Genomic DNA, 20,939 nt, shown 5'->3' with positions numbered 1-20,939 from the left:
CGCTCCTGATGATGGGCGGGCGGGTGGCCCGAGACGCTCAGCGCGCCCAGCGAGCGCCGAGGATGGGCGCGTTCCAGCCCGCCTCGCCACTCGCCTTCACCCGACCGAAGCCACCGGACAGCTCGATGCTGTCCTTCCCGCCCAGGGGAAACTGCATCACCATCGCTCCCCCGTAATAGAGCGAGGTGGAGCGCGCGTCGGTTCGAGAGAAGACCTGGTGGACTCCGAGGAAGGGGACCAGGCCCACCGACACCCGCTTCTCGGGATTGAAGTAGAAGGAGGCGGACGCCTCGGTCCCGAGGATGGTCCCAGGCCCTCCGCGCGACTCGATGCCGAAGTCCGTCGCGCCGCGCACCACGACCGCAGGTGCTACCCCGATGGTCGGCGTGCCATACCAGCTCGAGAGACCCCCGTAGATGCCGTAGCCCGGCAGCGGGACCGGGTAATAGAACTCGCCCTGCACACCGATGTGCATCGCGAGCTTCTCGCCGAGGGGTCTGGTGATCGCCAGGTCGTAGGCCATCGACCACTGCCGCGTCGAGAAGCTCTCGCGATCGCCCGCGAAGTTCTGCTCACTCGGATTGAAGCTGGTGCGCGCGGCGAGTGGAGCCGACAGGCGGGGCCCCGTCCGCAGCCCGCCATGAAGGAGCGAGTTCTCCGGGTGGCCCGGCCCCATCCGTATCACCATGGGGCTCATGGTCGACGGCGCGCAGCCCACCAGCCAGGCCAGAGCCATGAGCACCAGGGCCCGGCCACCGTGTCTCGGCAGGAGCGTCTTCACGAAGCGCCTCACACGGTGACGCCGGGGATCTTCACCCCGCGCTGGTGGGCCACCTCGACGGCCTCCGGATAGCCAGCGTCCACGTGCCGCAGCACGCCCATGCCGGGGTCCGACGTGAGCACGCGCTCGATGCGCCGGGCCGCCTCCGGAGTGCCGTCCGCGACGATGACCTGGCCGGAGTGCAGCGAGTAGCCCATGCCCACGCCCCCGCCATGGTGGAAGGACACCCACGAGGCGCCGTTCACCGCGTTCACCAGCGCGTTGAGGATGGGCCAGTCCGCCACCGCGTCCGAGCCGTCCTTCATCGCCTCCGTCTCGCGGTTGGGCGACGCCACCGAGCCGCAGTCCAGGTGATCGCGGCCGATGACGATGGGCGCCTTCACCACGCCCTTGCGCACCAGCTCGTTGAAGGCCAGCCCCGCCTTGGCGCGCTCGCCATAGCCCAGCCAGCAGATGCGCGCCGGCAGGCCCTGGAAGGCCACGCGCTGCTGCGCCATGGTGATCCACCGCCGCAGCGACTCCTTCTCCGGGAACAGCTCCAGCACCGCCTGGTCCGTGCGGCGGATGTCCTCCGCGTCCCCGGAGAGCGCCACCCAGCGGAAGGGCCCCAGCCCCTCGCAGAACATGGGGCGGATGTACGCCGGCACGAAGCCCGGGAACTCGAAGGCGTTCTCCTGGCCGCCCAGCTGGGCCTGCCCGCGCAGGTTGTTGCCGTAGTCGAACACGTGGCTGCCCGCGCTCTGGAAGTCCAGCATCGCCTGCACGTGGATGGCCATCGTCTCCCGCGCGCGGCGCACGTAGCCCTCCGGATCGCGCTGGCGCAGCTCCGCGGCCGCCTCCAGCGACAGGTCCGCGGGGATGTAGCCGTTGAGCGGATCGTGCGCGCTCGTCTGGTCCGTCACCAGGTCCGGCTTGATGCCGCGCCGGTACAGCTCGCGGAACACCGTGGCCGCGTTGCCAATGACGCCGATCGAGCGGCCCTCGCGCTTCTTCTGGGCCTCCTTCACCAGCGCCAGGGCCTCGTCCAGGTCCTTCGCCACGACATCCAGGTAGCGCGTCTCCACTCGGCGCTGGGCTCGGTGCGGGTCAATCTCTACCCCGAGGAACACCGCGTTGTTCATGGTGGCGGCCAGCGGCTGGGCCCCTCCCATGCCTCCCAGGCCGCCCGAGAGCACCAGCCGGCCAGACAGGTCCGCGGAGCCAAAGTGTGTCCGACCCGCCTGCGCGAAGGTCTCGTAGGTGCCCTGGAGGATGCCTTGCGTGCCGATGTAGATCCACGAGCCGGCCGTCATCTGGCCGTACATCATCAGGCCCTTCTGCTCCAGCTCGCGGAAGTGCTCCCACGTGGCCCAGCGACCTACCAGGTTGGAATTGGCCAGCAGCACCCGGGGGGCATCCGGGTGGGTCCGGAGGATGCCCACCGGCTTGCCGGACTGCACCAGCAGGGTCTCCTCATCCGAGAGCTCCTTCAGGCTGGCGACGATCCGATCGAAAGAGGGCCAGTCTCTCGCGGCCTTGCCGGTGCCGCCGTAGACGACGAGATCCTCGGGGCGCTCGGCCACGTCGGGATCCAGGTTGTTCATCAGCATCCGGAGCGCGGCCTCCTGGACCCAGCCCTTGCAGGAGCGGGTGGTGCCTCGGGGGGCGCGGATGACTCGGGACATGCAGGACTCCATGGGTCGGGTATGGCTGTCAGGAGGGCGGGCAGACTAGCCGAAGTTCGCCTCTCCCGATGGGGAACGTGCGGCCTGGACAAGTCAAGCTGTCCTCTGGGAGGGGCCCGGCAGGCGGGGGGCACGGAAGCGGACACGTCTTTCCGCCACTGGTAGACTCCTGATCACGTGAGGTCATGGCCGTTCCCAAGAAGATCCTGCTCGTTGACGATTCGCCCACCGTCTTGTTGATGGAGCGGCTGTTGCTCCAGGACGGGCCCTATGAGCTGCTCAGCGCCACCAGCGGTCAGGAGGCGGTGGAGACGGCTCTCTTGGTGCGTCCGGAGCTCATCCTCATGGACGTGGTGATGCCCGGCATGGACGGCTTCGAGGTGTGCCGGCGCCTGCGAGCCGAGGAGGCCACGCGCACCACGCCCATCATCCTGGTGACCACCCGCGGCGGCTCCGACAACGTCGAGCGAGGGTACGAAAGCGGCTGCAGCGACTATGTGACCAAGCCCTTCGATGGGAACGAGCTCCGGGCCAAGATCGAGAGCTTCCTGGGACACTGATGTCGCACGACCCCAAACCCGACCCTGTCCTTCGCCCAAGGATGGCTGCCGCCCTCCAACGGCTGGACGGCACCCGTGAGGACGGAGTGCTGGAGGTGGTCGAGGAGATCATCTCCCAGCTGCTGGGGTGCGAGGAGTACGCGCTCTTCGCGGTGGAGGAGGACGGCAGGCGCCTGCTGCCCGTCGCGGCGATGGGGCTCTCCCTGGAGCGCTTCCAGGCCCTCATGGTGCCGCAGGGGATCGTCGGCCAGGTCGCCCGTCATGGGGTGGCGTACCTGCTGGGCCGGACCAGCTCCATCGGCGCCAGCCCCCACGAGCTGGGGATGACCGCCTGCATCCCGCTGGTGGCCCGGAGGCAGGTGCACGGGGTGCTCGCGCTCTTCCGGATGCTCCCGCAGAAGCGCGGGCTCAACGACGAGGATCTCGAGCTGCTGGATCTGCTCTCCGAGCGGGGCGTCCCGGCGCTCGCGGTGCGGCCCAGGAACGTCATCATCCCAAGCACGCCGGTGGCGTCCGCGCCCCTGGCGGGCGAGCTCGTGGGCGTGCGGACCGTGTACCTCGAGCCCGGGGGCCTGGTGGCCGCGGCGCGCCCCACGGAGGTGACGACGATCCTGGGCTCGTGCGTGGCCGTGTGTCTCTGGGACGAGCAGCTGCGCATGGGCGGAGTGAACCACTTCCTGCTGCCCTCGGTGCTCGAGGGCCAGCAGCCCAGCGGTCGCCATGGAGAGTCCGCCATTCCCATGCTCCTGAAGGAGCTGGAGCGGCTGGGCAGCCAGCGCCAGCACCTGCGGGCGAAGGTGTTCGGCGGCGCGCACATGGCGGGGCCGCCTCCTCCGGGGGCGAAGCCGGGCCTGGGCCAGCGCAACGCCGAGGTGGCCCGGCGGCTGCTCGAGGGGCTGGGCATTCCCATCCTCGCCGAGGACCTGGGGGGAAGCGCGGGGCGCAAGCTCCGCTTCCGGACCGATGATGGAACCGCGCTGATCAAGATGTTGGGTAAGGGGTGAAGACCGATCTGGACACGGTCCGCGCGGCTTTCCGAGCGGAGGCGACCGAGCTGCTCGCCGGCCTGGAGCGGGACCTCCTCTCGCTCGAGCGCTCCGCCGCGCCCGGGGTGATCGAGAGCATCCAGCGCTCCATCCACACCCTCAAGGGCAACTCCCTGCTGATGGGCTTTCCGGCCGCGTCCGACGTGGCCCACACGCTCGAGGATCTGCTCGCGCGCATCGCCAGCCGCTCCCTCCCGGTGACGCAGCAGGTGATGACCCTGCTGCTCCAGGCCGTGGACGGGCTCCGGGGGTTGATCAGCCACACGCCCGGCGAGGGGCGCGAGGTTCCGGATGTGTCGGAGCTCCAGCGGCGCTTGAGGGAGGCCGCGAGCGCGGGCTGCTCCTCGGAGGCTTCGCCCGCGCCCGAGTCCGCCGCCGCCGAGCAGCCCGTGGAGGCCACCTCCCACGCCGCGCCCGAGCGCACGCTCCGGGTGGGGCTGGACAAGCTGGATCGGATGCTGGACCTCACCGGGGAGATCGCCATCGCGCGGGGGCGGCTGACCACCCTGCTGGAGCAGGCGGATCGCCACTCGCCCCAGGAGCTGCTCGAGGCGCACCGCGAGGCGGACCGCCTCTACCTGGATCTGCAGGAGCTGGTGCTGAAGGCGCGGATGGTGCCCATCGGGCGAGCGTTCCAGCCCTTCCCGCGCACGCTGCGTGACCTGTGCGAGGCCACGGGCAAGCTGGTGCGGCTGGAGCTGAGCGGCGAGGAGGTGGAGGTGGACACCACCATCGTCGAGCTCATCCGGGATCCGCTCACCCACCTGGTCCGCAACGCGGTGGATCATGGCATCGAGCCGCCGTCGGTGCGGAAGCAGCGCGGCAAGGACTTCAAGGGGACGCTGAAGCTGCGGGCCTTCGCCGACTCGGGCAGCATCGTCGTGGAGGTGGAGGACGACGGCGCGGGGCTGGACCGGGAGCGCATCCGCGAGCGGGCACGCGCCATGGGGCTGCTGGGTCCGAACGAGGAGCGCGAGGATGCCGAGCTGTTCCAGTTCATCTTCATCCCGGGCTTCTCCACCGCCGAGCGCGTCACCGAGCTGTCGGGCCGTGGCATCGGCATGGACGTGGTGAAGAGCCGCGTCGAGAGCCTGCGGGGCGCCCTCTCCATCGAGACGCGCGAGGGGGCGGGCACCACCTTCACCATGCGCCTGCCGCTGATGCTCTCCATCATCGAGGGCTTCTCGGTGGGCGTGGGCGGGGAGACGTACGTGCTGCCGCTGGCGAGCGTGCTCGAGTGCGTGGAGCTGCCGGAGGAGGAGCAGCGGCCGGGACGCACCGGCGTGCTGAACCTGCGCGGCCAGCCGCTGCCCTACCTGCGCCTGCGCGAGCACTTCGCGGTGGAGGGGCCCCCGCCCGCCCGGGAGAGCGTGGTCGTCATCCGCCATGGCCGGGGGCAGGCGGGGCTGGCCGTGGACACCCTGCTCGGGCAGGGGCAGACGGTGGTCAAGCCGCTCGGCAGTCTCTTCCAGCGTGTCTCTGGTGTCTCGGGCTCCGCCATCCTCGGCACGGGACGGGTGGCGCTCATCCTCGACGTGGCGGCGCTTCTCCAGAAAGCCCTTCGCCCTTATGCGCCAGCGGCTCAATGAGCCCGGAGCGCTCACGGAACGATCATGAGCTGGTTCCAGAACCTGCCGATCTTCAAGAAGCTGCTCGTCGCCTTCGCCCTCCTGCTGGGGATCTCCACGGCACTGGGCCTGTTCGCCCTCGATCAGCTCGACACGCTTCATGACGCCTCCCGCCACATGACGCGCGTGCGGATGCCGACCCTGGTCCATGCCGCGGACCTGCAGGGCAACGCGGCGGGCTTCCGCATCTTCGAGCTGAGGCACATCCTCACCGAGGACGCGGAGCAGATGGCGCAGGCCGAGCGCGTCATGCAGCAGCTGAAGGCGGCGGTGGAGCAGAACCTCCAGGCCTATGAAGCGCTCGCCCCGCGGCAGGAGGAGCGCGTCCTGATCGAGGAGTTCAAGGCGCAATGGCAGGCCTACCTCGCCGAGAACCAGAGGCTGCTCGAGGACTCCCGGCGCAACGCCGACTCGCAGGCCCAGGAGGTCCTCTTCGGCCAGTCCGCGAAGCACTACGAAGCGCTCTCCTCCAAGCTGGATCAACTGCTGCGGTTCGGCGACCAGCGCAGCCGCCAGGTCGCGGAGTCCGCCGAGCATACCCACGATGAGGCTCGGCGCTGGGTCACCATCCTGGTGGTGGGGGGAATCCTGCTGGGGCTCTTCTTCTGCACGCTCATCGCGATGCGCATCTCGCAGCCGCTGGCCGAGGCGGTGCGGGTGGCCGACCGCATCGCCGAGGGCGATCTGACGGTCCGCATCGAGGCGACGAGCGAGGACGAGACGGGCCGGCTGCTCACTGCCATGCGCGGCATGGCGCAGCGGCTGGCGCTCGTGCTCAGCGAGATGCGCGAGGGCGCGGTGGCGCTGACGTCCGCGGCGGGCCAGGTCTCCTCCTCCTCGCAGCACCTGTCCCTGGGCACCAGCGAGCAGGCCAGCAGCGTCGAGGAGACGACGGCCAGCCTCGAGGAGATGAGCGCCACCATCGAGCAGAACAGCCAGCACAGCCGGCGGATGGAGCAGATGGCGCTCAAGGGCGCCCAGGAGGCCGGCCAGAGCGGGCAGGCGGTGACCGAGACGGTCGCGGCGATGAACGAGATCGCCGAGAAGACCGACATCATCGAGGAGATCGCGTACCAGACGAACCTCCTGGCGCTGAACGCCGCCATCGAGGCGGCCCGGGCCGGGGAGCACGGCCGGGGGTTCGCGGTGGTGGCCACGGAGGTGCGCAAGCTGGCCGAGCGCAGCCAGGCGGCGGCCAAGGAGATCAGCGCGCTGGCCAGCCGGAGCGTGAAGGTGGCACAGCGCTCGGGCGAGCTGCTCGAGGCGCTGGTGCCGTCCATCCAGATGACGGCCCAGCTGGTGCAGGAGGTGGTGCTGGCGAGCGCGGAGCAGGCCTCGGGGGTGAAGCAGATGAACCGGGCGATGCTGCAGGTGGAGCAGGTGACGCAGCGCAACGCCTCGGCCGCCGAGGAGCTGTCGGCCACCGCCGAGGAGCTGTCGGCGCAGGCCGAGACGCTGCAGCAGCTGGTGTCGTTCTTCCGCGTGGCCGAGGAGGACTGGAGGCCGTCACGGCCGCGAGCGCCCCGAGACAGCTCGGCCCCGCCGGAGCTGGGGGAGCAGGGCAGGTCCTCCACGCAGCTCCTGGCTGCCGCGGTCCACGACACGAAGCCCACCGGCCAGGAGACGCCTCCCGCGGGGCGTGAGCAGGGCCCCGCCGCGCTGCCGGATGAGGACCGTGAGTTCAAGCGTTTCTAGAAGCCCGCCATGAGCCAGCCCGTGCCCGAGCCCCTCGTCCAATACCTGAGCTTCTTCATCGCCGGAGAGGAGTACGCCCTGCGCATCCTCCAGGTCCGGGAGATCGTCGAGTACGAAGCGGTGACGCGCGTGCCCAGCGCTCCCGAGTGGATCCGCGGCGTGACGAACCTGCGCGGCAGCGTGCTGCCGGTGGTCGATCTGGGCATGAAGCTCGGCTTCCCGCCGAGCGTGGTCCATCGCCGCAGCTGCATCGTCGTGGTGGAGGTGACGTTCCAGGGGGAGCGGCTGGTCATGGGCGTGCTCGTGGACGCCGTGGGGCAGGTGCTGGAGCTCGGCTCGGGAGACGTGGAGCCCCCACCCGCGTTCGGCACTCCCATCCACGCCGACTACCTGGTGGGCCTGGGACGAGCGGGCAAGAAGTTCATCCTGCTGCTCGACATCGATCGCGTCCTGAACGCCCAGGAGATCCGGGCCGCCAGCGCCGTGACCACCGAGCCGCCGCCCGAGTCACCTCCGCCGCCGGAGGCTCCTCCCGCGGGAGCCGAGGCGGGCGAGCCCCAGGCCTGAGGACGGAGCACGGCCCATGATCCAGGACGCCCTGTCGAAGCTCCCCTCGGGCGAGCCGGAGTTCCCCTCGAGCCCCTCGGAGCTCCCCGACCGCGTCTTCCAGGGCTACCAGCGGCTCATCTACCGCGAGGCGGGCATCTACCTGGCGCCGACGAAGAAGGCGCTGCTGGTGGGGCGGCTGTCGCGCCGGCTGCGCGAGCTGGGCGGCCCTTCCTTCGGCACCTATCTGCGCCAGGTGGAGGAGGATGCGGAGGAGCGGCTGCGACTGCTGGATGCCATCTGCACGCACGAGACGCGCTTCTTCCGCGAGGCCCGGCACTTCGAGTTCCTCGAGCAGGAGGTGCTGCCTCGCTGGAGGGCGCAGGGGCATCCGGGCTCGGGTGCGCGCAGGGTGCGGGCGTGGAGCGCGGGGTGCTCGACGGGAGAGGAGGCCTTCTCGCTGGCCATGGTGCTGCGCCTCCACCTGCCGGCGGAGGAGGGCTGGCAGATCGAGATCGTCGCCACGGATCTGTCCACGCGGATCCTCGATCGGGCGCGCCAGATGCTCTGGCCGGTGGAGCGGGCGCAGGAGATCCCCACTCGCTACCTCAAGGCATTCATGCTCCGTGGCACCGGCAGCCAGGAGGGATGGATGAAGGCCGGCCCCGAGCTGCGTCCCCTGGTGCGCTTCCAGCGCCTCAACCTCAACGACGAGCGCTACCCGACGCTGGGCCGGTTCGACCTGCTCTTCTGCCGCAACGTCTTCATCTACTTCGACGCGGCCTCCAAGGGCCGGGCCCTCGACCGGCTCGTGGATCACCTCTCGCCGCGGGGCTTCCTCTTCGTCGGCCATGCCGAGAGCCTGGGCGGACTCACCCAGCGCGTCCGGCTCGTCCAGTCCACCATCTACGCTCCGGGCCTGGCGGGCTGAGCGGGTTTGCTGGTTTTGCTTGTTCGGGAGGGAATGCCGCCCTGGCTTGATGTTTCTGTAAAATTCTCCTACTGTGGAATTATTCAATCGCGGTGCATGAGTTCCGCGAAGACAGGAGCCAGGACGATGCGTCTTCCGCTGCTATCCCTCTCCTTGGTGGTGGTTCTTGGGGTTGGTTGTAGTAATCCCTCTCAGGAAGACGCACCGAAGCCTACCTCTCAGGCCCAGGTGAAGAAGCGCACCCAGGCGCTCAGCACCGTGGCCCTGCGGGAAGTCCCGGTCAGCGCCGAGATCCAGCAGGCCGCCGCGGGGCACGCCACCGTGCGCGCCTTCGAGATCGAGACTCCGGAGGGCGAGTTCACCCCGGAGGAGCTGATGGCCGCGGTGCTCCAGCAGGGCGCGTCGGATGCGGTGAACCTGCCGTGGCAGGCGGGCGTTGGCCGGAGCCGGGAGGAGACCCGCACCTCGCTCCAGTACCTGGACCAGGTGATCCCGGCCATCGAGGCGGAGATGGGCGCGGAGCAGGAGTACAGCACCGGCAACTTCCACTGGTTCCGGACGAAGACGGAGGACACCTGCGACCACGGGGACCTGTACATCCCGAGCTTCCCCAGGAAGGTGTTCGTCATCGAAGCCACGGGCACCACCGAGTGCTGAGCCGCTTGCCTGGCGCGTGCTCCGCGCGGCCAGGGCGGTAGAGTGGGGCAGGCGACCGTGCCGGAGCAGCCCGGCCCGGGCGTTCTTCAGGAGGAGCCCCCCATGGCGGAAGCGCGAAGCACGGAGCAGGTCGTCCCGGAGGAGTCCCCAGGTGCTCCGGTGACGCTCGTCCCGGGGCTGCCAGGCGCGCAGCCGCCGCTGGAGCCGAAGGCCCCGGAGGTGGGCCCCGTGCAGGAAGTGGCCGGTGGGGTGCCCGCGGTGATGTCGTCGCTCCAGCACGCCTGGGGCGAGATGGGGCCGATCCGCGGCACCCAGCTGCTGCTCCAGGTGAACCAGAAGGACGGCTTCGACTGCCCGGGCTGCGCGTGGCCGGATCCGGACGCCGAGCGCTCCGTGGCGGAGTTCTGTGAGAACGGCGCCAAGGCGGTGGCGGAGGAGGGCACGAAGGCGCGCGTGACGCCGGAGTTCTTCCGCCAGCACAGCGTGGCGGAGCTGGCCCAGCAGTCGGACTTGTGGCTGGGCAAGCAAGGGCGGCTGACGCACCCGATGGTGCTGCGCGAGGGCTCCACGCACTACGAGCCCCTCACGTGGGAGGAGGCGGTCGCGCTGGTGGCCGAGGAGCTGAACGGGCTCGGCTCGCCGGACGAGGCGTGCTTCTACACCTCCGGGAGGACGAGCAACGAGGCGGCGTTCCTCTATCAGCTCTTCGTGCGGCAGTTCGGCACCAACAACCTGCCGGACTGCGCGGACCTGTGCCACGAGTCCAGCGGCACGGCGCTCAATGAAGTCATCGGCATCGGCAAGGGCACGGTGAAGCTGGAGGACTTCGAGAAGGCCGAGGCCATCTTCGTCATCGGGCAGAACCCGGGCACCAACCACCCGCGCATGCTGACGTCGCTGCAGGCCGCCGCGCGGCGCGGGTGCCAGATCGTCAGCATCAACCCGCTGCCGGAGACGGGGCTCAACCGCTTCAAGCATCCGCAGGAGCTGATCCAGCTGATGGGGCCGGGCACGGCGATCAACCGGCTGTGGCTCCCGGTGCGCATCAATGGAGACGTGGCGCTGCTGAAGGGGCTGGGCAAGGCGCTGCTGGAGGAGGAGGCCAAGCGGCCCGGGCGGGTGCTGGCGAAGGACTTCATCCGGGAGCGGACGACGGGCTTCGAGGCCTACGTGGAGGCGCTGCGCGCCGTCTCGTGGGACGAGGTGGTGGAGCAGAGCGGCGTGGCGAAGGAGCAGATCGTCGCCGCGGCGGGGATCCTGGCGAGCTCGGAGCGGACGATCTTCTGCTGGGCGATGGGGCTCACCCAGCACCAGAACGCGGTGGCGAACATCCAGGAGATCGTCAACGTGGCGCTGCTGCGAGGCAGCGTCGGCAAGCCGGGCGCGGGGCTGTGTCCGGTGCGAGGCCACAGCAACGTGCAGGGCGATCGGACGATGGGCATCGTGGAGAAGCCGAGCCCGGCGTTCCTGGAGGCGCTGGGGCGGGAGTTCCGCTTCGAGCCGCCTCGGGCTCCGGGCCTGGACACGGTGGCCACCATCCGGGCGATGCACGAGGGGAAGGTGAAGGTGCTGTTCGCGCTGGGGGGCAACTTCCTCTCGGCCACGCCGGACACCGAGTTCACGGCCGCGGCCCTGCGGCGCACGCGGCTCACGGCGCATGTGTCCACGAAGCTGAACCGGGCGCACCTGGTGCACGGGCGGCGGGCGCTCATCCTCCCGTGCCTGGGGCGGACGGAGCGGGATGTGCGGACGGGCGGGGAGCAGTTCGTGACGGTGGAGAACTCGATGGGCGTGGTGCACACCTCGCGGGGCGCGGTGCAGCCGGCCTCCGAGCACCTGCGCAGCGAGCCGGAGATCGTCGCCAGGCTGGCCCAGGCGGTGCTGGGCTCGCGCAGCCAGGTGGAGTGGCTGGGGCTGGTGGAGGACTACGATCGGATCCGGGAGCGCATCTCGCGAGTGGTCCCGGGCTTCGAGCGCTTCAACCAGCGCGTGCGGGAGCCCGGAGGCTTCTACCTGCCCAACGGGCCGCGGGAGGGGCGCTTCACCACGGGGGACAGCAAGGCGCGCTTCACGGTGCACCCGCTGCCGCGCATCGAGCTGGGGCCCGGGCAGCTGCTGATGATGACGATCCGCAGCCACGACCAGTACAACACGACGTTGTACGGGCTGGACGACCGCTACCGGGGCATCCGGAACGGGCGGCGGGTGGTGATGCTGAACCCGGAGGACATGCGCTCTCTCGGGCTGTCCGAGGGCCAGGTGGTGGATCTGACGAGCCACTTCCGGGGCGAGAAGCGGGTGGCGCGCCGCTTCGTGGTGGTGCCGTACCGGATTCCGAGGAGGTGCGCGGCCACGTACTTCCCCGAGACCAACGTGCTGGTGCCCATCGACAGCTACGCGGAGAAGAGCCGCACGCCCGCCTCGAAGTCGGTGGTCATCAGCGTGGCGCCATCGGAGGGCGCGAGCGGCTGAGCCGCTGCCTCCGCCAAGCGCACGATGAGCAGGGCAGGGCGCTGTCCACATCGCCAGCGCCCCGAGCCTCGACTCACGAGTGGAGGTGTCCCGTGTCGCCCCCGAGGGTGACTTCGGACGCCTGGAAGCCCTCGCGGTTCACGCGGATCTGGTTGTGCACGTCCTGCACGCCCAGGACGGACTCCGCCACGTCCTCGATGCCCCACTTGTCAGCCCGGCTGCGCACCGTCCCCGCCAGCGTCACCTCGCCGCGGCTCACGGTGATCTCGACGTCGCTGGCATCGTAGGGGCTGTGCATCAACCGCTCGCATACATCCTCGTGGATGCGCTCGTCCGAGCGCGTGTAGCTCCTGGGCCCCTTGCCAGGGCCGCGGCCCCTCGCCGTCCACTCCATGGCGCGAGGCTCCTGCCGCGGGCGCTCGCTCCGGGAGTGCTCGAAGCTCATCCACTCGTCACTCCAGGGCTCCCCGCCGAACCCCACCGAGGGCGGCATGGGCCGGTGCGTGTACCAGTCTCGCTCGTCTTCGTCCCGCTCCCAGCCGTAGTCCGGGTTTCCACGCGCGGCGTGGTAGCGCTCGGTCGCGTCGAGCAGCCGGTCGTAGCTGCCGGGCCTGTAGCCCTGCTCGTAGCTCCCCATGCCCCCGTGGCCGCCCATGTTGTAGCCGCGCTCGGCGCCTCCGATGCCGTAGCCGCCTCCGGGGCGCTCGCCGACTTCCCGCTCCTGCCAGGGCTCGCGGTCGGCGCGTCTGCCCTCGTGCCAGCGCCGGGGCTCATCCTCGTAGCCATAACGATTCGCCATGTTCGAAGTCTCCTCGTGAAGGTGTGTGCCCAACGTGTGCCGCGTCACGAGTGCAGCGAGGTGTCTCCCGGCGGCCGCACCGACGTCTGCTCCTGGTCCCCCGCGCGCCGCTCCTCGGCCTGCCCCCGGCGCTCCTGGGCCTGGGGCCGATCCTTGAGGTTCTGGGGGGGCGGCATTGGCTCGCCGCCGAGCTCGGGCCGGGCCTCGGCGCGGACCTGCTCTCCGCGCTCGACGCGCAGGGCGTTGCTGATGTCCTTCACCCCGAGCACGGACTCCGCGAGCGCCTCGATGGCCCGCTTCTCGTCCCGGCTCTTCACCGTGCCCTGGAGGGTGACCTCGCCGTTGCGCACCAGGATGTCGACGTTCTCGGCGTTCATCCAGCTCATCATCAGCCGGTCGCAGATGTCCTCACGGATGCGGTCATCCGAGCGCTGGTACCCCTTCGGAGCGCGCCCCAGGGGACGCTGCGGGCCCGCGCGCCAGGTGTCACCGATGAAGCCGCCGTGGCCCAGCTCGCGGTCCGAGGGGTCCCGCCGCGTCATGCTGGTGCCGTACCCCACCCGCGGCGCCTCCATGTTCTCGACGCCCGGGCCGTGGCCGTAGCGCGGCTCATGGTCCCGCTCGCGGCGGCGCTCCCGGTAGCGCTCGCGGAGCTCCGACAGGTCGTCCATGTCATGGAGCCCGGCGAGGTTGTAGTGCCGGTGTCGGCCCTCGGCATCCGTCACCTCTCCAATGTCCCGGAGGTCGCGGGAGCGGTCGCCGTAGCCCCGAGGACGGGCGCGCTGCTCACGCCTCTCATCATGGAAGGCGCCGCTCGGGCTGGCCCGCCGGTCGTCCCGGGAGAGCTCGCGGTAGCCGTGGTCCGGCGGCTCCCGCTCGTAGTCCGAGTACCGGCGCACCTCCCGCTCATGCCCGAGCTCGCGGACCCTGCGCTCGCCGCGCTGTCGGGGCGAGCGCTCCTCGACGCCTCTTCCTCCCCAGTCGAAGCGCTCCTCGTCGGTGCTCCGGAGGGACTCGCCCCGCCTTGAGCGCTCGGGGCCACCCGGATCGCCGCGTTCCCACTCGCGGCCCAGCCGCTCGCCACCGCCGTAGCCCCGCTCATCCGAGCCCCGGTAGATGTCTGCCCGCCGCTCGATGCGCCGCTCGGTCTCCGGATCCCTTCGCCACCACTGCTCTCGGTCGTCACGCCTGTCCGCCATCTCGGCCTCCCAGGGGCTTGCACCTGGCCCCATGCACGAGCCCTCGCCCGGCCCCCTGGCCGGGTGGGCGTTCCCCGCGGAGGCACTGGTGTGAGCACGTGGAGGCCGCCAACGCGGGCGCTCTCCGCGCTGCCGACCGGACTTCCCCCCGCGCATGTGAAGGTCGTGACCGCGCTGGCCACCGGCAACGATGTCCCGACCGCCCGAGGAGGAGGCGAGGAGGCTCGGGTGGGAGGGGCTTCAGCCCGCCAGTTCCACCTGCTCCATGTAGCGGGGCACGGCGGCCTTCCAGCCCTTGGACTCGACGCGGTTCTTGAGGGCCTGGAGCGCCGAGGGCTCGCCGTGGACCAGCAGCGTCTGCCGGGGCGGGGACTCGAAGCCCTCCATCCAGCGCAGCGTCTCGGTCCAGTCCGCGTGCGCGGAGAAGCCGCTCACCACGCGGATGTCCGCCGCCACCGGGATCATCTGCCCGTGGATCTTCAGCTCCTTCTCCCCATCCAGCAGGCGGCGCCCGCGCGTGCCCTCGGACTGGTAGCCCACGAAGAGCACCGTGTTGCGCGCATCCGGCAGCCGGTGCTTGAGGTGGTGCAGCACGCGCCCGCCCGTGGCCATGCCCGACGCGGAGATGATGATGCCCGGCCCCTCCAGCTGGTTGAGCCGCTTGCTGTCATGGGGCGAGGTGACGAACCGCGTGCGCCGCGTGGCCAGCGGCGTCTTCCCGCGCTCCACCAGCCCCTTCATGGCCAGATCGTGCTCCTCCGGGTGGGCCAGGTAGATGGGGGTGGCGTCGCACGCCATGGGCGAGTCCACGAACACATCCACCTCGGGGATGCGGCCCGCCTCCTCCAGGTTGCGCAGGTGGTACAGCAGCTCCTGGGTGCGGCCCACGGCGAAGGCGGGGATGATCACCATGCCGCGCCGATCGAAGGCCCGCTTCACCGCGTTGCACAGCGCCTCCTGCGGCTGGGTGTCGCCGTGCTCCCGGTCCCCGTAGGTGCTCTCCACCACCAGGGTGGTGGCGGAGGGGACGCCCTGCGGATCCCTCAGGATGGGCGCGTTGTAGCGGCCCAGGTCTCCGCTGAACACCACGCGCTGCCCGCTGCTCTTCAGGTCGAACACGCACACCGCCGAGCCGAGGATGTGGCCCGCCCGGTAGAAGGTGAGGGTGATGCCGGGGAGGATCTGCTTGGGCCGCTCGTAGCCGAACGACTCCATCAGCTTCACCGTGCGCTCGGCATCGACCACCGAGTAGAGCGGCAGCGCCGGCTGGTGCTTGGAGTAGTGCTCCTTGTTGGCGTAGCGCGCCTCTTCCTCCTGCAGGTGCGCCGAGTCCGGCAGCAGCAGCGCCGACAGATCCCGGGTTCCGGGCGTGCAGTAGACCGGGCCGTCGTAGCCGTCGCGCACCACGCGCGGCAGCCCGCCCGTGTGGTCGATGTGCGCGTGCGTCAGGACGATCGCGTCCAGGCTGCTGGCTGGAACGGGTAGGGGCTCCCAGTTCAGCCGCCGCAGCTCCTTCTTGCCCTGGAACAGCCCGCAGTCGATGAGCACGCGCCGGCCGTCATGCTCCAGCAGGAACTTCGAGCCCGTGACGGTGCCCGCGGCACCGAGGAATTGGATGGAGGCCATGGGCCCCAGTCTAGTCGCGCACGTCCCTCAGGTCAGGCAGCGTGTCAGGGTCGAGCTTCAGCGCCACGCAGATTCGAGTCAGCGTGGAGACGCTCGGCAGCAGCCGGCCACGCTCGATGCCGCCGTAGGTCATCGGGTGCAGCTCGATCCGGCTGGCGACCTCTTCCTGGGTCAGCCCGGCGCGCTCGCGGGCCGCCCGGATGGCGCCGCCGAGGGCCAGGGCCCGTTGTCGCTGGCTCAAGGGAGGGCCTCCATGGGGGAGGCCAGCCTATGCCAGGAAACCCCGGCGCGTCTTTCCCACCCGATCTTCCCCGCTGGGGCTACTCTCGACGTAGAGTCGCGGAAAATTTACCCTTTGGGTTGTCTCCTGGGGGAAGGTCCCCAGCCCCAATCGAACGAAATGAGGAGCCCCTTCATGTCGAGCACCCCCTCGGACCGTCCGTCGGCCACAGGTCCTGTGCTCCTGCAATCCGGCCGTACGACGTACGAGCTCATCCAGCCCCTGGAGCAGACCTGGCACGGAGAGCTGCTGCTCGCCCGTCGGCGCTTCGATACGAACACGGGGGACTATGTCGTGCTCAAGCGGCTGGCCCGGGACTGCCGCGAGGAGGACTACCGGCGCCTCATGGAGGAGGTGGCCATCACCGCGCGGCTGAGGCACCCGGGCATCGCGGGCATGCACGACCTGGAGGGCACCGCTGGAGACCCCTACCTGGTGCTCGAGTACGTGGAGGGGCACCGGCTGGACACCATCCTCGAGTTCGCCGCGCAGGCGGGCAAGCCGCTGTCGGAGGCCTTCGCGTGCTACCTGGGCGCCGAGGCCGCGGACGCGCTCCACCACGCCCACATGCTCACCACGGAGCAGGGGCGCTGGCTGCGCCTGGTCCACCGCAACGTGTCGCCGCGCACCCTCCTGGTGGGCACCCGGGGCGAGGTGAAGCTCTCCGACTTCGGGGCCGTCTGGGCCTCGCTGCCGGAGCGCCAGCCCACCGAGGATGACGTGCTGCCCGGCAACCTCGCCTATGCCTCGCCCGAGCTGACGCGCAAGGGGCTCATCGACGGGCGCGCCGATCAGTTCTCGCTGGCCGCCGTGCTCCTGCACCTGCTCACGGGCCGGCCGCTGATCGAGGGCTCCGATCGCGTCACCCAGGAGCTGCACGAGCTCCGCCGTCGGGTGGAGGAGGCCTCCGCGCTGGGGACCGGGGATCGCGCCGCGGTCGCGCTCGTGATGGATCTCCGGGCGCGGATCCGGAAGCTGACGTGGGGCTTCGTCAGCAAGATCCGGGAGCTGACCTCGCGGGACGTGGCCGAGGCCACCCGCAACCTCTCCGCCGGCCTGCGGCCCATCCTCCGCCGCGCCCTGGCCCCGCGCCGGACGGACCGCTACGCCTCGTGCGAGGAGTTCGGCCATGAGCTGCGCCTGCACCTGTGGCGCATCGGCCAGCTCTATGGCCGGCGGGAGGCGGAGCGGGAGGTGGCGGCCCTGGTCCGGCTCACGTCTCGCGGGAAGGCCAAGGGCGCCTCCTCCCGAGCGCTCCCTTCCTCGAGTGCCCAGGCGGCCCACAAGGCTGCCGGGGGCCCCTCGGGACGCCGGGGGACCGCCGCGGGGGCGGGGCGCCGCAAGCGGGAGGCTCCCTCCCGTTGAGAGGGGAGGGCAGGCAGGGGTAGCGCCCCTGCCCGGACGTGCACAGGCTTTGACGGTGATTGGCGCCGGGCGGGTGCTGTGTTAGGCCGCCCCTCTCCCCTCCGAGGAGACAGGAGAACGTATGGGTCGCCGTCAGATCCGCGTCGTGGGCGCGATGCTGCAGAACGACGAAGGGTGCTACCTCATCACCCAGCGACCGCCCAAGGCGTCGCTCCCGCTGCTGTGGGAGTTCCCGGGTGGCCGCGTGGAGGAGGGGGAGACCGATCCCCAGGCGCTCGCGCGGGAGATCCGCGAGGAGATGGGGGTGGACGTCGTGGTGCTCGAAGAGGCCATGCACACCCACCACGAGTATCCGAAGTACGACATCGACTTCCGCGTCTTCCGCTGCCGGCTGCGCGATTCGAAGGCGCCCATCCAGCACCTGCGCGTACACGATCACCGCTGGGTGACGCTGGAGCAGATGTCGCAGTACCAGTTCCCCGACGCGGACGCGAAGACGCTGGCGAAGCTGCTCGACCTGGAAGCCTGACGTGCGACGCCTGGCCCTGGTCCTGCTCGCGGGCCTCGGGTGCGCCTGCTCGAGCTCCAAGCCCGCCACGTCCCAGCAGGACTCCACCCCGGACGCCGGAGCCCTCTATCCCCCCGCCGTCGGGGTGCCCGGCTGCACCCTCTATGGTGTTCCCCGGAAGACGGGCGAGGTGCCCGTGGAGCTGGCCGAGCTGTCCGGGCTGGCGGCCAGCGCCCGGCACCCCGGCGTCTTCTGGGCCCACAACGACTCGGACAACGCCTTCCGGGTGTATGCGGTGGAAGACAGCGGGAAGATCCGTGCCACCCTCACGCTGACGGGCTCCACGCCGCGGGACATCGAGGACATCGCCGTGGGCCCCTGCGAGCCCCGGGCCGACGCGCCGCCGTGCCTGTACCTGGCGGACATTGGAGACAACTTCCAGAAGCGGGAGCAGGTGCGCGTCTTCCGCGTGCCGGAGCCGGAGCAGCTCGTGGATGCCACCCTGCCTGTCGAGGCGCTGGCGTTCACCTACCCGGACACCCCCCACAACGCCGAGTCGCTGCTGATCGACGCCCGCACGGGGCGACTGGCTGTCATCACCAAGACACCCGACTCGCTGGGGGACGTCTACGCGCTGGATGGCCTGGGCCCCAACGAGCGGGTGAAGGCCAGGAAGCTGGGGACGCTGCGCGCGCCGCAGGACGTCGATCGGCTGACCACCGGTGCGGACCTGAACCCTTCGGGCGAGCGTCTGCTGTTGCGCACCTATACCCGCGTCTGGGAGGTGCGGCGCGCTCAGGCAAAAAGCCTGGAGGAGCTGATCGCCGGAGAGGTGGCCGAGGTGCCCGGAGCCAGCCAGGCCCAGTCGGAGGCCGTCACCTTCACGCCGGGGGGACGGGGCTATCTGCTCGGGTCTGAGTTCACTGGGCAACCCTTGTATCGCACTGACTGCCGTTGACTCGAAGTTCGGACGCGAACACCTAGAGAAATGCGTCGGGTTGACGGACTGGAGGTGGTGACCATCTTTGGCCGACAGGTGTGACGCCTCGGCACATGTCGTCCGAGGCCGGGGAGGGCGAGCGTGCCGACGATGAAGCAGCAGGATCCGATTCCTTCTGGGGGACCGGGCCCACGGGCCAGGAAGCCTGAGAAGCCAGCAACGCCAGGCAAGGGTTTCAAGCTGGGCTCACCGCTCGGCTACATCCTCCTGCTCGTCCTGGGCTTCCTGCTGTTCCGGAACGTCTTCCAGGACGCGGGGGTCCGCCGCGTCAGCTACAGCCAGTTCCGTGAGGCCATCGACAACGGCCAGTTCAGCCGGGTGCAGATCTCCCCCGAGTGGGTGAAGGGCTTCCTCAAGGACAACGCCCCGCCGCCGGCGGAGCAGCCGGGGCAGGATCGAGCGCTGCGCGGCGAGCTCAACGCGCTGCCGTGGATGGCGTACACGGTCCCCGGCGACGAGAAGCTGGTGGAGCTGCTGGAGCAGAAGGGCATCCAGTACGAGGCGGTGCCCCAGTCCGGCTTCTCCGAGGTGCTGTGGATCTGGCTGATCCCCATGGGGCTCGTGCTGCTGTTCTGGAGCTTCATGATGCGGCGAGTCACCGGCGGCATGGGCCAGGGGCCGCAGAGCGTCATGAGCTTTGGCAAGACGCGCGCGAAGGTGCAGGCCGAGGCCGACACCGGCGTGGGCTTCAAGGACGTGGCCGGCGTGGACGAGGCCGTGGACGAGCTGCGGGAGATCGTCGAGTTCCTCAAGACGCCGGAGAAGTTCCGCCGTCTGGGTGGGCGCATCCCCAAGGGCGTGCTGCTGGTGGGCCCGCCAGGCACGGGCAAGACGCTGCTGGCTCGCGCCGTGGCCGGCGAGGCGGGCGTGCCGTTCTTCAGCCTCTCCGGCTCCGAGTTCGTGGAGATGTTCGTCGGCGTGGGCGCCGCCCGCGTGAGGGACTTGTTCGCCCAGGCCAACGCCAAGGCGCCGTGCATCATCTTCATCGACGAGCTGGACGCGATCGGCAAGAGCCGCAACGCGGGCATCGCTGGCGGCCATGACGAGCGCGAGCAGACGCTCAACCAGCTGCTGGCGGAGATGGACGGCTTCGACGGCCGCACCGGCCTGATCATCCTCGCGGCCACCAACCGGCCGGAGATCCTGGACAGCGCGCTGATGCGCCCGGGCCGCTTCGATCGGCAGGTGCTGGTGGATCGGCCGGACAAGCGGGGCCGCGAGCAGGTGCTGGTCATCCACTCGCGCAACGTGAAGCTGGGGCCGGACGTGGACCTCAAGATCATCGCCTCTCGCACGCCGGGCTTCGCGGGCGCGGACCTGGCCAACGTGGTGAACGAGGCGGCGCTGCTGGCCGCCCGGCGCAACCGCGACTTCGTCATGCGCGCGGACTTCGAGGAGGCCATCGAGCGCGTGGTGGCGGGCCTGGAGAAGAAGAACCGCCGGATGAACGAGCGCGAGAAGGAGATCGTCGCGCACCACGAGGCCGGCCACGCCGTGGTGGGCTGGATGCTGCCCCACGCCGAGCGCGTGACGAAGGTGTCCATCATCCCGCGCGGCCTGGCGGCGCTGGGCTACACCATGTCGCTGCCGCTCGAGGACCGCTACCTCATGTCGCTGGAGGAGCTGCGCGACAAGATGGCGGGCATGATGGGCGGCCGCGCCGCGGAGGAGCTCTTCATCGGGGAGATCTCCACCGGCGCCTCCAACGACATCAAGCAGGCCACGGAGATCGCCCGGCTGATGGTGCGTGAGTACGGCATGAGCACGCTGGGGCCGGTGGCGCTCGGCGGCGATCACGGCTCGGCGTTCCTGCGCTCCGCCGGGGTGCCCGAGTCCCGCTCCTACTCCGAGCAGACGGCGCGCATGGTGGACGAGGAGGTCCGCAAGATGGTGTCCGAGGCGCTCGACCGCGCCCGCGAGGTGCTCTCCACCCACCGTGACAAGGTGCAGGCCCTGGCCGCGCGCCTGCTCGCCACGGAGGTGGTGGACGAGGACGCCATGGTGGCCATCCTGGGGCCCAAGGTGGTGGCCGAGCGCGGCCTGATCCATCCCGAGGCCCGTCAGGTCGTCGCCGCTCATCCCGCCGGCGAGCAGGAAGGGAATCCTCCCACCCAGCACGCGAGCGCCACCACCGACGCCTGATCGCCTGCTTCCCTGTGGGACAGGCGTCGGAACGTGCCGC

General features: G+C 70.4%; 18 protein-coding genes. 12 read left to right on the top strand and 6 right to left on the bottom strand.

Annotated elements, in window-relative coordinates:
- Positions 1 to 37 precede the first annotated feature (37 nt).
- Both KY572_RS11975 and hutU read right to left on the bottom strand, forming a co-directional pair.
- A complete protein-coding gene (locus KY572_RS11975) occupies positions 38 to 781 on the bottom strand; it encodes a hypothetical protein (RefSeq protein WP_224242705.1) in 744 nt (247 codons plus the stop codon).
- An 8-nt stretch (positions 782 to 789) separates the two neighbouring features.
- Positions 790 to 2,445 carry a urocanate hydratase gene (gene hutU, locus KY572_RS11970; protein WP_224242704.1) on the bottom strand — a complete coding sequence of 552 codons (1,656 nt, stop codon included), beginning with the start codon at positions 2,443 to 2,445 and terminating at the stop codon, positions 790 to 792.
- A gap of 185 nt (positions 2,446 to 2,630) precedes the next feature.
- Between hutU and KY572_RS11965 the strand changes: the two genes are divergently transcribed.
- From KY572_RS11965 to KY572_RS11930, 8 genes are all read left to right on the top strand, one after another.
- The gene (locus KY572_RS11965) at positions 2,631 to 3,005 is read left to right on the top strand and encodes a response regulator (RefSeq protein WP_224242703.1); all 375 of its coding nucleotides are present in this window, start codon (positions 2,631 to 2,633) and stop codon (positions 3,003 to 3,005) included.
- A gap of 41 nt (positions 3,006 to 3,046) precedes the next feature.
- The gene (locus KY572_RS11960) at positions 3,047 to 4,009 is read left to right on the top strand and encodes a GAF domain-containing protein (RefSeq protein ID WP_224242702.1); all 963 of its coding nucleotides are present in this window, start codon (positions 3,047 to 3,049) and stop codon (positions 4,007 to 4,009) included.
- Positions 4,006 to 5,640: a chemotaxis protein CheA gene (locus tag KY572_RS11955; RefSeq protein WP_224242701.1), complete on the top strand. Its 1,635-nt coding sequence runs from the start codon at positions 4,006 to 4,008 to the stop codon at positions 5,638 to 5,640. Before KY572_RS11960 ends, KY572_RS11955 begins: the two co-directional genes overlap by 4 nt.
- Positions 5,641 to 5,664: 24 nt before the next feature.
- Entirely contained in the window at positions 5,665 to 7,374 is a 1,710-nt protein-coding gene (locus KY572_RS11950; protein WP_224242700.1) for a methyl-accepting chemotaxis protein, read from the top strand.
- A gap of 9 nt (positions 7,375 to 7,383) precedes the next feature.
- The gene (locus KY572_RS11945) at positions 7,384 to 7,941 is read left to right on the top strand and encodes a chemotaxis protein CheW (RefSeq protein ID WP_224242699.1); all 558 of its coding nucleotides are present in this window, start codon (positions 7,384 to 7,386) and stop codon (positions 7,939 to 7,941) included.
- A 16-nt stretch (positions 7,942 to 7,957) separates the two neighbouring features.
- Positions 7,958 to 8,851 carry a CheR family methyltransferase gene (locus KY572_RS11940; RefSeq protein WP_224242698.1) on the top strand — a complete coding sequence of 298 codons (894 nt, stop codon included), beginning with the start codon at positions 7,958 to 7,960 and terminating at the stop codon, positions 8,849 to 8,851.
- 228 nt (positions 8,852 to 9,079) lie between these two features.
- Positions 9,080 to 9,508 carry a hypothetical protein gene (locus tag KY572_RS11935; RefSeq protein WP_224242697.1) on the top strand — a complete coding sequence of 143 codons (429 nt, stop codon included), beginning with the start codon at positions 9,080 to 9,082 and terminating at the stop codon, positions 9,506 to 9,508.
- A gap of 102 nt (positions 9,509 to 9,610) precedes the next feature.
- The gene (locus KY572_RS11930) at positions 9,611 to 11,980 is read left to right on the top strand and encodes an FdhF/YdeP family oxidoreductase (RefSeq protein WP_224242696.1); all 2,370 of its coding nucleotides are present in this window, start codon (positions 9,611 to 9,613) and stop codon (positions 11,978 to 11,980) included.
- A gap of 73 nt (positions 11,981 to 12,053) precedes the next feature.
- On the opposite strand, the gene KY572_RS11925 is transcribed toward KY572_RS11930, so the two are convergent.
- The 4 genes from KY572_RS11925 to KY572_RS11910 form a co-directional block, all read right to left on the bottom strand.
- Positions 12,054 to 12,779 carry a BON domain-containing protein gene (locus KY572_RS11925; protein ID WP_224242695.1) on the bottom strand — a complete coding sequence of 242 codons (726 nt, stop codon included), beginning with the start codon at positions 12,777 to 12,779 and terminating at the stop codon, positions 12,054 to 12,056.
- Between the two features lie 44 nt (positions 12,780 to 12,823).
- The gene (locus KY572_RS11920; protein ID WP_224242694.1) at positions 12,824 to 13,978 is read right to left on the bottom strand and encodes a BON domain-containing protein; all 1,155 of its coding nucleotides are present in this window, start codon (positions 13,976 to 13,978) and stop codon (positions 12,824 to 12,826) included.
- 240 nt (positions 13,979 to 14,218) lie between these two features.
- On the bottom strand, positions 14,219 to 15,604 hold the full coding sequence (locus KY572_RS11915) for an MBL fold metallo-hydrolase RNA specificity domain-containing protein (protein WP_224242693.1): 1,386 nt from the start codon (positions 15,602 to 15,604) through the stop codon (positions 14,219 to 14,221).
- Between the two features lie 10 nt (positions 15,605 to 15,614).
- Positions 15,615 to 15,845 carry a helix-turn-helix transcriptional regulator gene (locus KY572_RS11910; RefSeq protein ID WP_224242692.1) on the bottom strand — a complete coding sequence of 77 codons (231 nt, stop codon included), beginning with the start codon at positions 15,843 to 15,845 and terminating at the stop codon, positions 15,615 to 15,617.
- Positions 15,846 to 16,019: 174 nt separating this feature from the next.
- Here KY572_RS11910 and KY572_RS11905 point away from each other — a divergent pair, with 174 nt between their 5' ends.
- The 4 genes from KY572_RS11905 to ftsH all read left to right on the top strand — a co-directional run bounded on the left by KY572_RS11905 (position 16,020) and on the right by ftsH (position 20,899).
- Positions 16,020 to 17,249, top strand: a complete 1,230-nt coding sequence (locus tag KY572_RS11905; protein WP_224242691.1) for a serine/threonine-protein kinase — start codon at positions 16,020 to 16,022, stop codon at positions 17,247 to 17,249.
- A 121-nt stretch (positions 17,250 to 17,370) separates the two neighbouring features.
- Complete coding sequence (locus KY572_RS11900; protein ID WP_224242690.1) at positions 17,371 to 17,778, top strand: (deoxy)nucleoside triphosphate pyrophosphohydrolase; 408 nt, start codon at positions 17,371 to 17,373, stop codon at positions 17,776 to 17,778.
- 1 nt (position 17,779) lies between these two features.
- Positions 17,780 to 18,715 (top strand): hypothetical protein, encoded by a 936-nt coding sequence (locus KY572_RS11895; protein WP_224242689.1) that lies wholly within the window; start codon positions 17,780 to 17,782, stop codon positions 18,713 to 18,715.
- A 132-nt stretch (positions 18,716 to 18,847) separates the two neighbouring features.
- The gene (gene ftsH, locus KY572_RS11890; RefSeq protein WP_224242901.1) at positions 18,848 to 20,899 is read left to right on the top strand and encodes an ATP-dependent zinc metalloprotease FtsH; all 2,052 of its coding nucleotides are present in this window, start codon (positions 18,848 to 18,850) and stop codon (positions 20,897 to 20,899) included.
- Positions 20,900 to 20,939 lie beyond the last annotated feature (40 nt).

Source organism: Hyalangium gracile, assembly GCF_020103725.1.
Lineage (GTDB): Bacteria > Myxococcota > Myxococcia > Myxococcales > Myxococcaceae > Hyalangium > Hyalangium gracile.
This window is presented reverse-complemented; position numbering and strand designations above follow the sequence as displayed.

Excerpts from the sequence above, each read along its gene's own strand:
- hutU (WP_224242704.1), bottom strand. The coding sequence starts at position 2,445 with ATGTCCCGAGTCATCCGCGCCCCCCGAGGCACCACCCGCTCCTGCAAG.
- KY572_RS11965 (WP_224242703.1), top strand. The coding sequence starts at position 2,631 with ATGGCCGTTCCCAAGAAGATCCTGCTCGTTGACGATTCGCCCACCGTC.
- KY572_RS11960 (WP_224242702.1), top strand. The coding sequence starts at position 3,047 with ATGGCTGCCGCCCTCCAACGGCTGGACGGCACCCGTGAGGACGGAGTG.
- KY572_RS11950 (WP_224242700.1), top strand. The coding sequence starts at position 5,665 with ATGAGCTGGTTCCAGAACCTGCCGATCTTCAAGAAGCTGCTCGTCGCC.
- KY572_RS11945 (WP_224242699.1), top strand. The coding sequence starts at position 7,384 with ATGAGCCAGCCCGTGCCCGAGCCCCTCGTCCAATACCTGAGCTTCTTC.
- KY572_RS11940 (WP_224242698.1), top strand. The coding sequence starts at position 7,958 with ATGATCCAGGACGCCCTGTCGAAGCTCCCCTCGGGCGAGCCGGAGTTC.
- KY572_RS11930 (WP_224242696.1), top strand. The coding sequence starts at position 9,611 with ATGGCGGAAGCGCGAAGCACGGAGCAGGTCGTCCCGGAGGAGTCCCCA.
- KY572_RS11925 (WP_224242695.1), bottom strand. The coding sequence starts at position 12,779 with ATGGCGAATCGTTATGGCTACGAGGATGAGCCCCGGCGCTGGCACGAG.
- KY572_RS11920 (WP_224242694.1), bottom strand. The coding sequence starts at position 13,978 with ATGGCGGACAGGCGTGACGACCGAGAGCAGTGGTGGCGAAGGGATCCG.
- KY572_RS11915 (WP_224242693.1), bottom strand. The coding sequence starts at position 15,604 with ATGGCCTCCATCCAATTCCTCGGTGCCGCGGGCACCGTCACGGGCTCG.
- KY572_RS11905 (WP_224242691.1), top strand. The coding sequence starts at position 16,020 with ATGTCGAGCACCCCCTCGGACCGTCCGTCGGCCACAGGTCCTGTGCTC.
- KY572_RS11900 (WP_224242690.1), top strand. The coding sequence starts at position 17,371 with ATGGGTCGCCGTCAGATCCGCGTCGTGGGCGCGATGCTGCAGAACGAC.
- ftsH (WP_224242901.1), top strand. The coding sequence starts at position 18,848 with ATGAAGCAGCAGGATCCGATTCCTTCTGGGGGACCGGGCCCACGGGCC.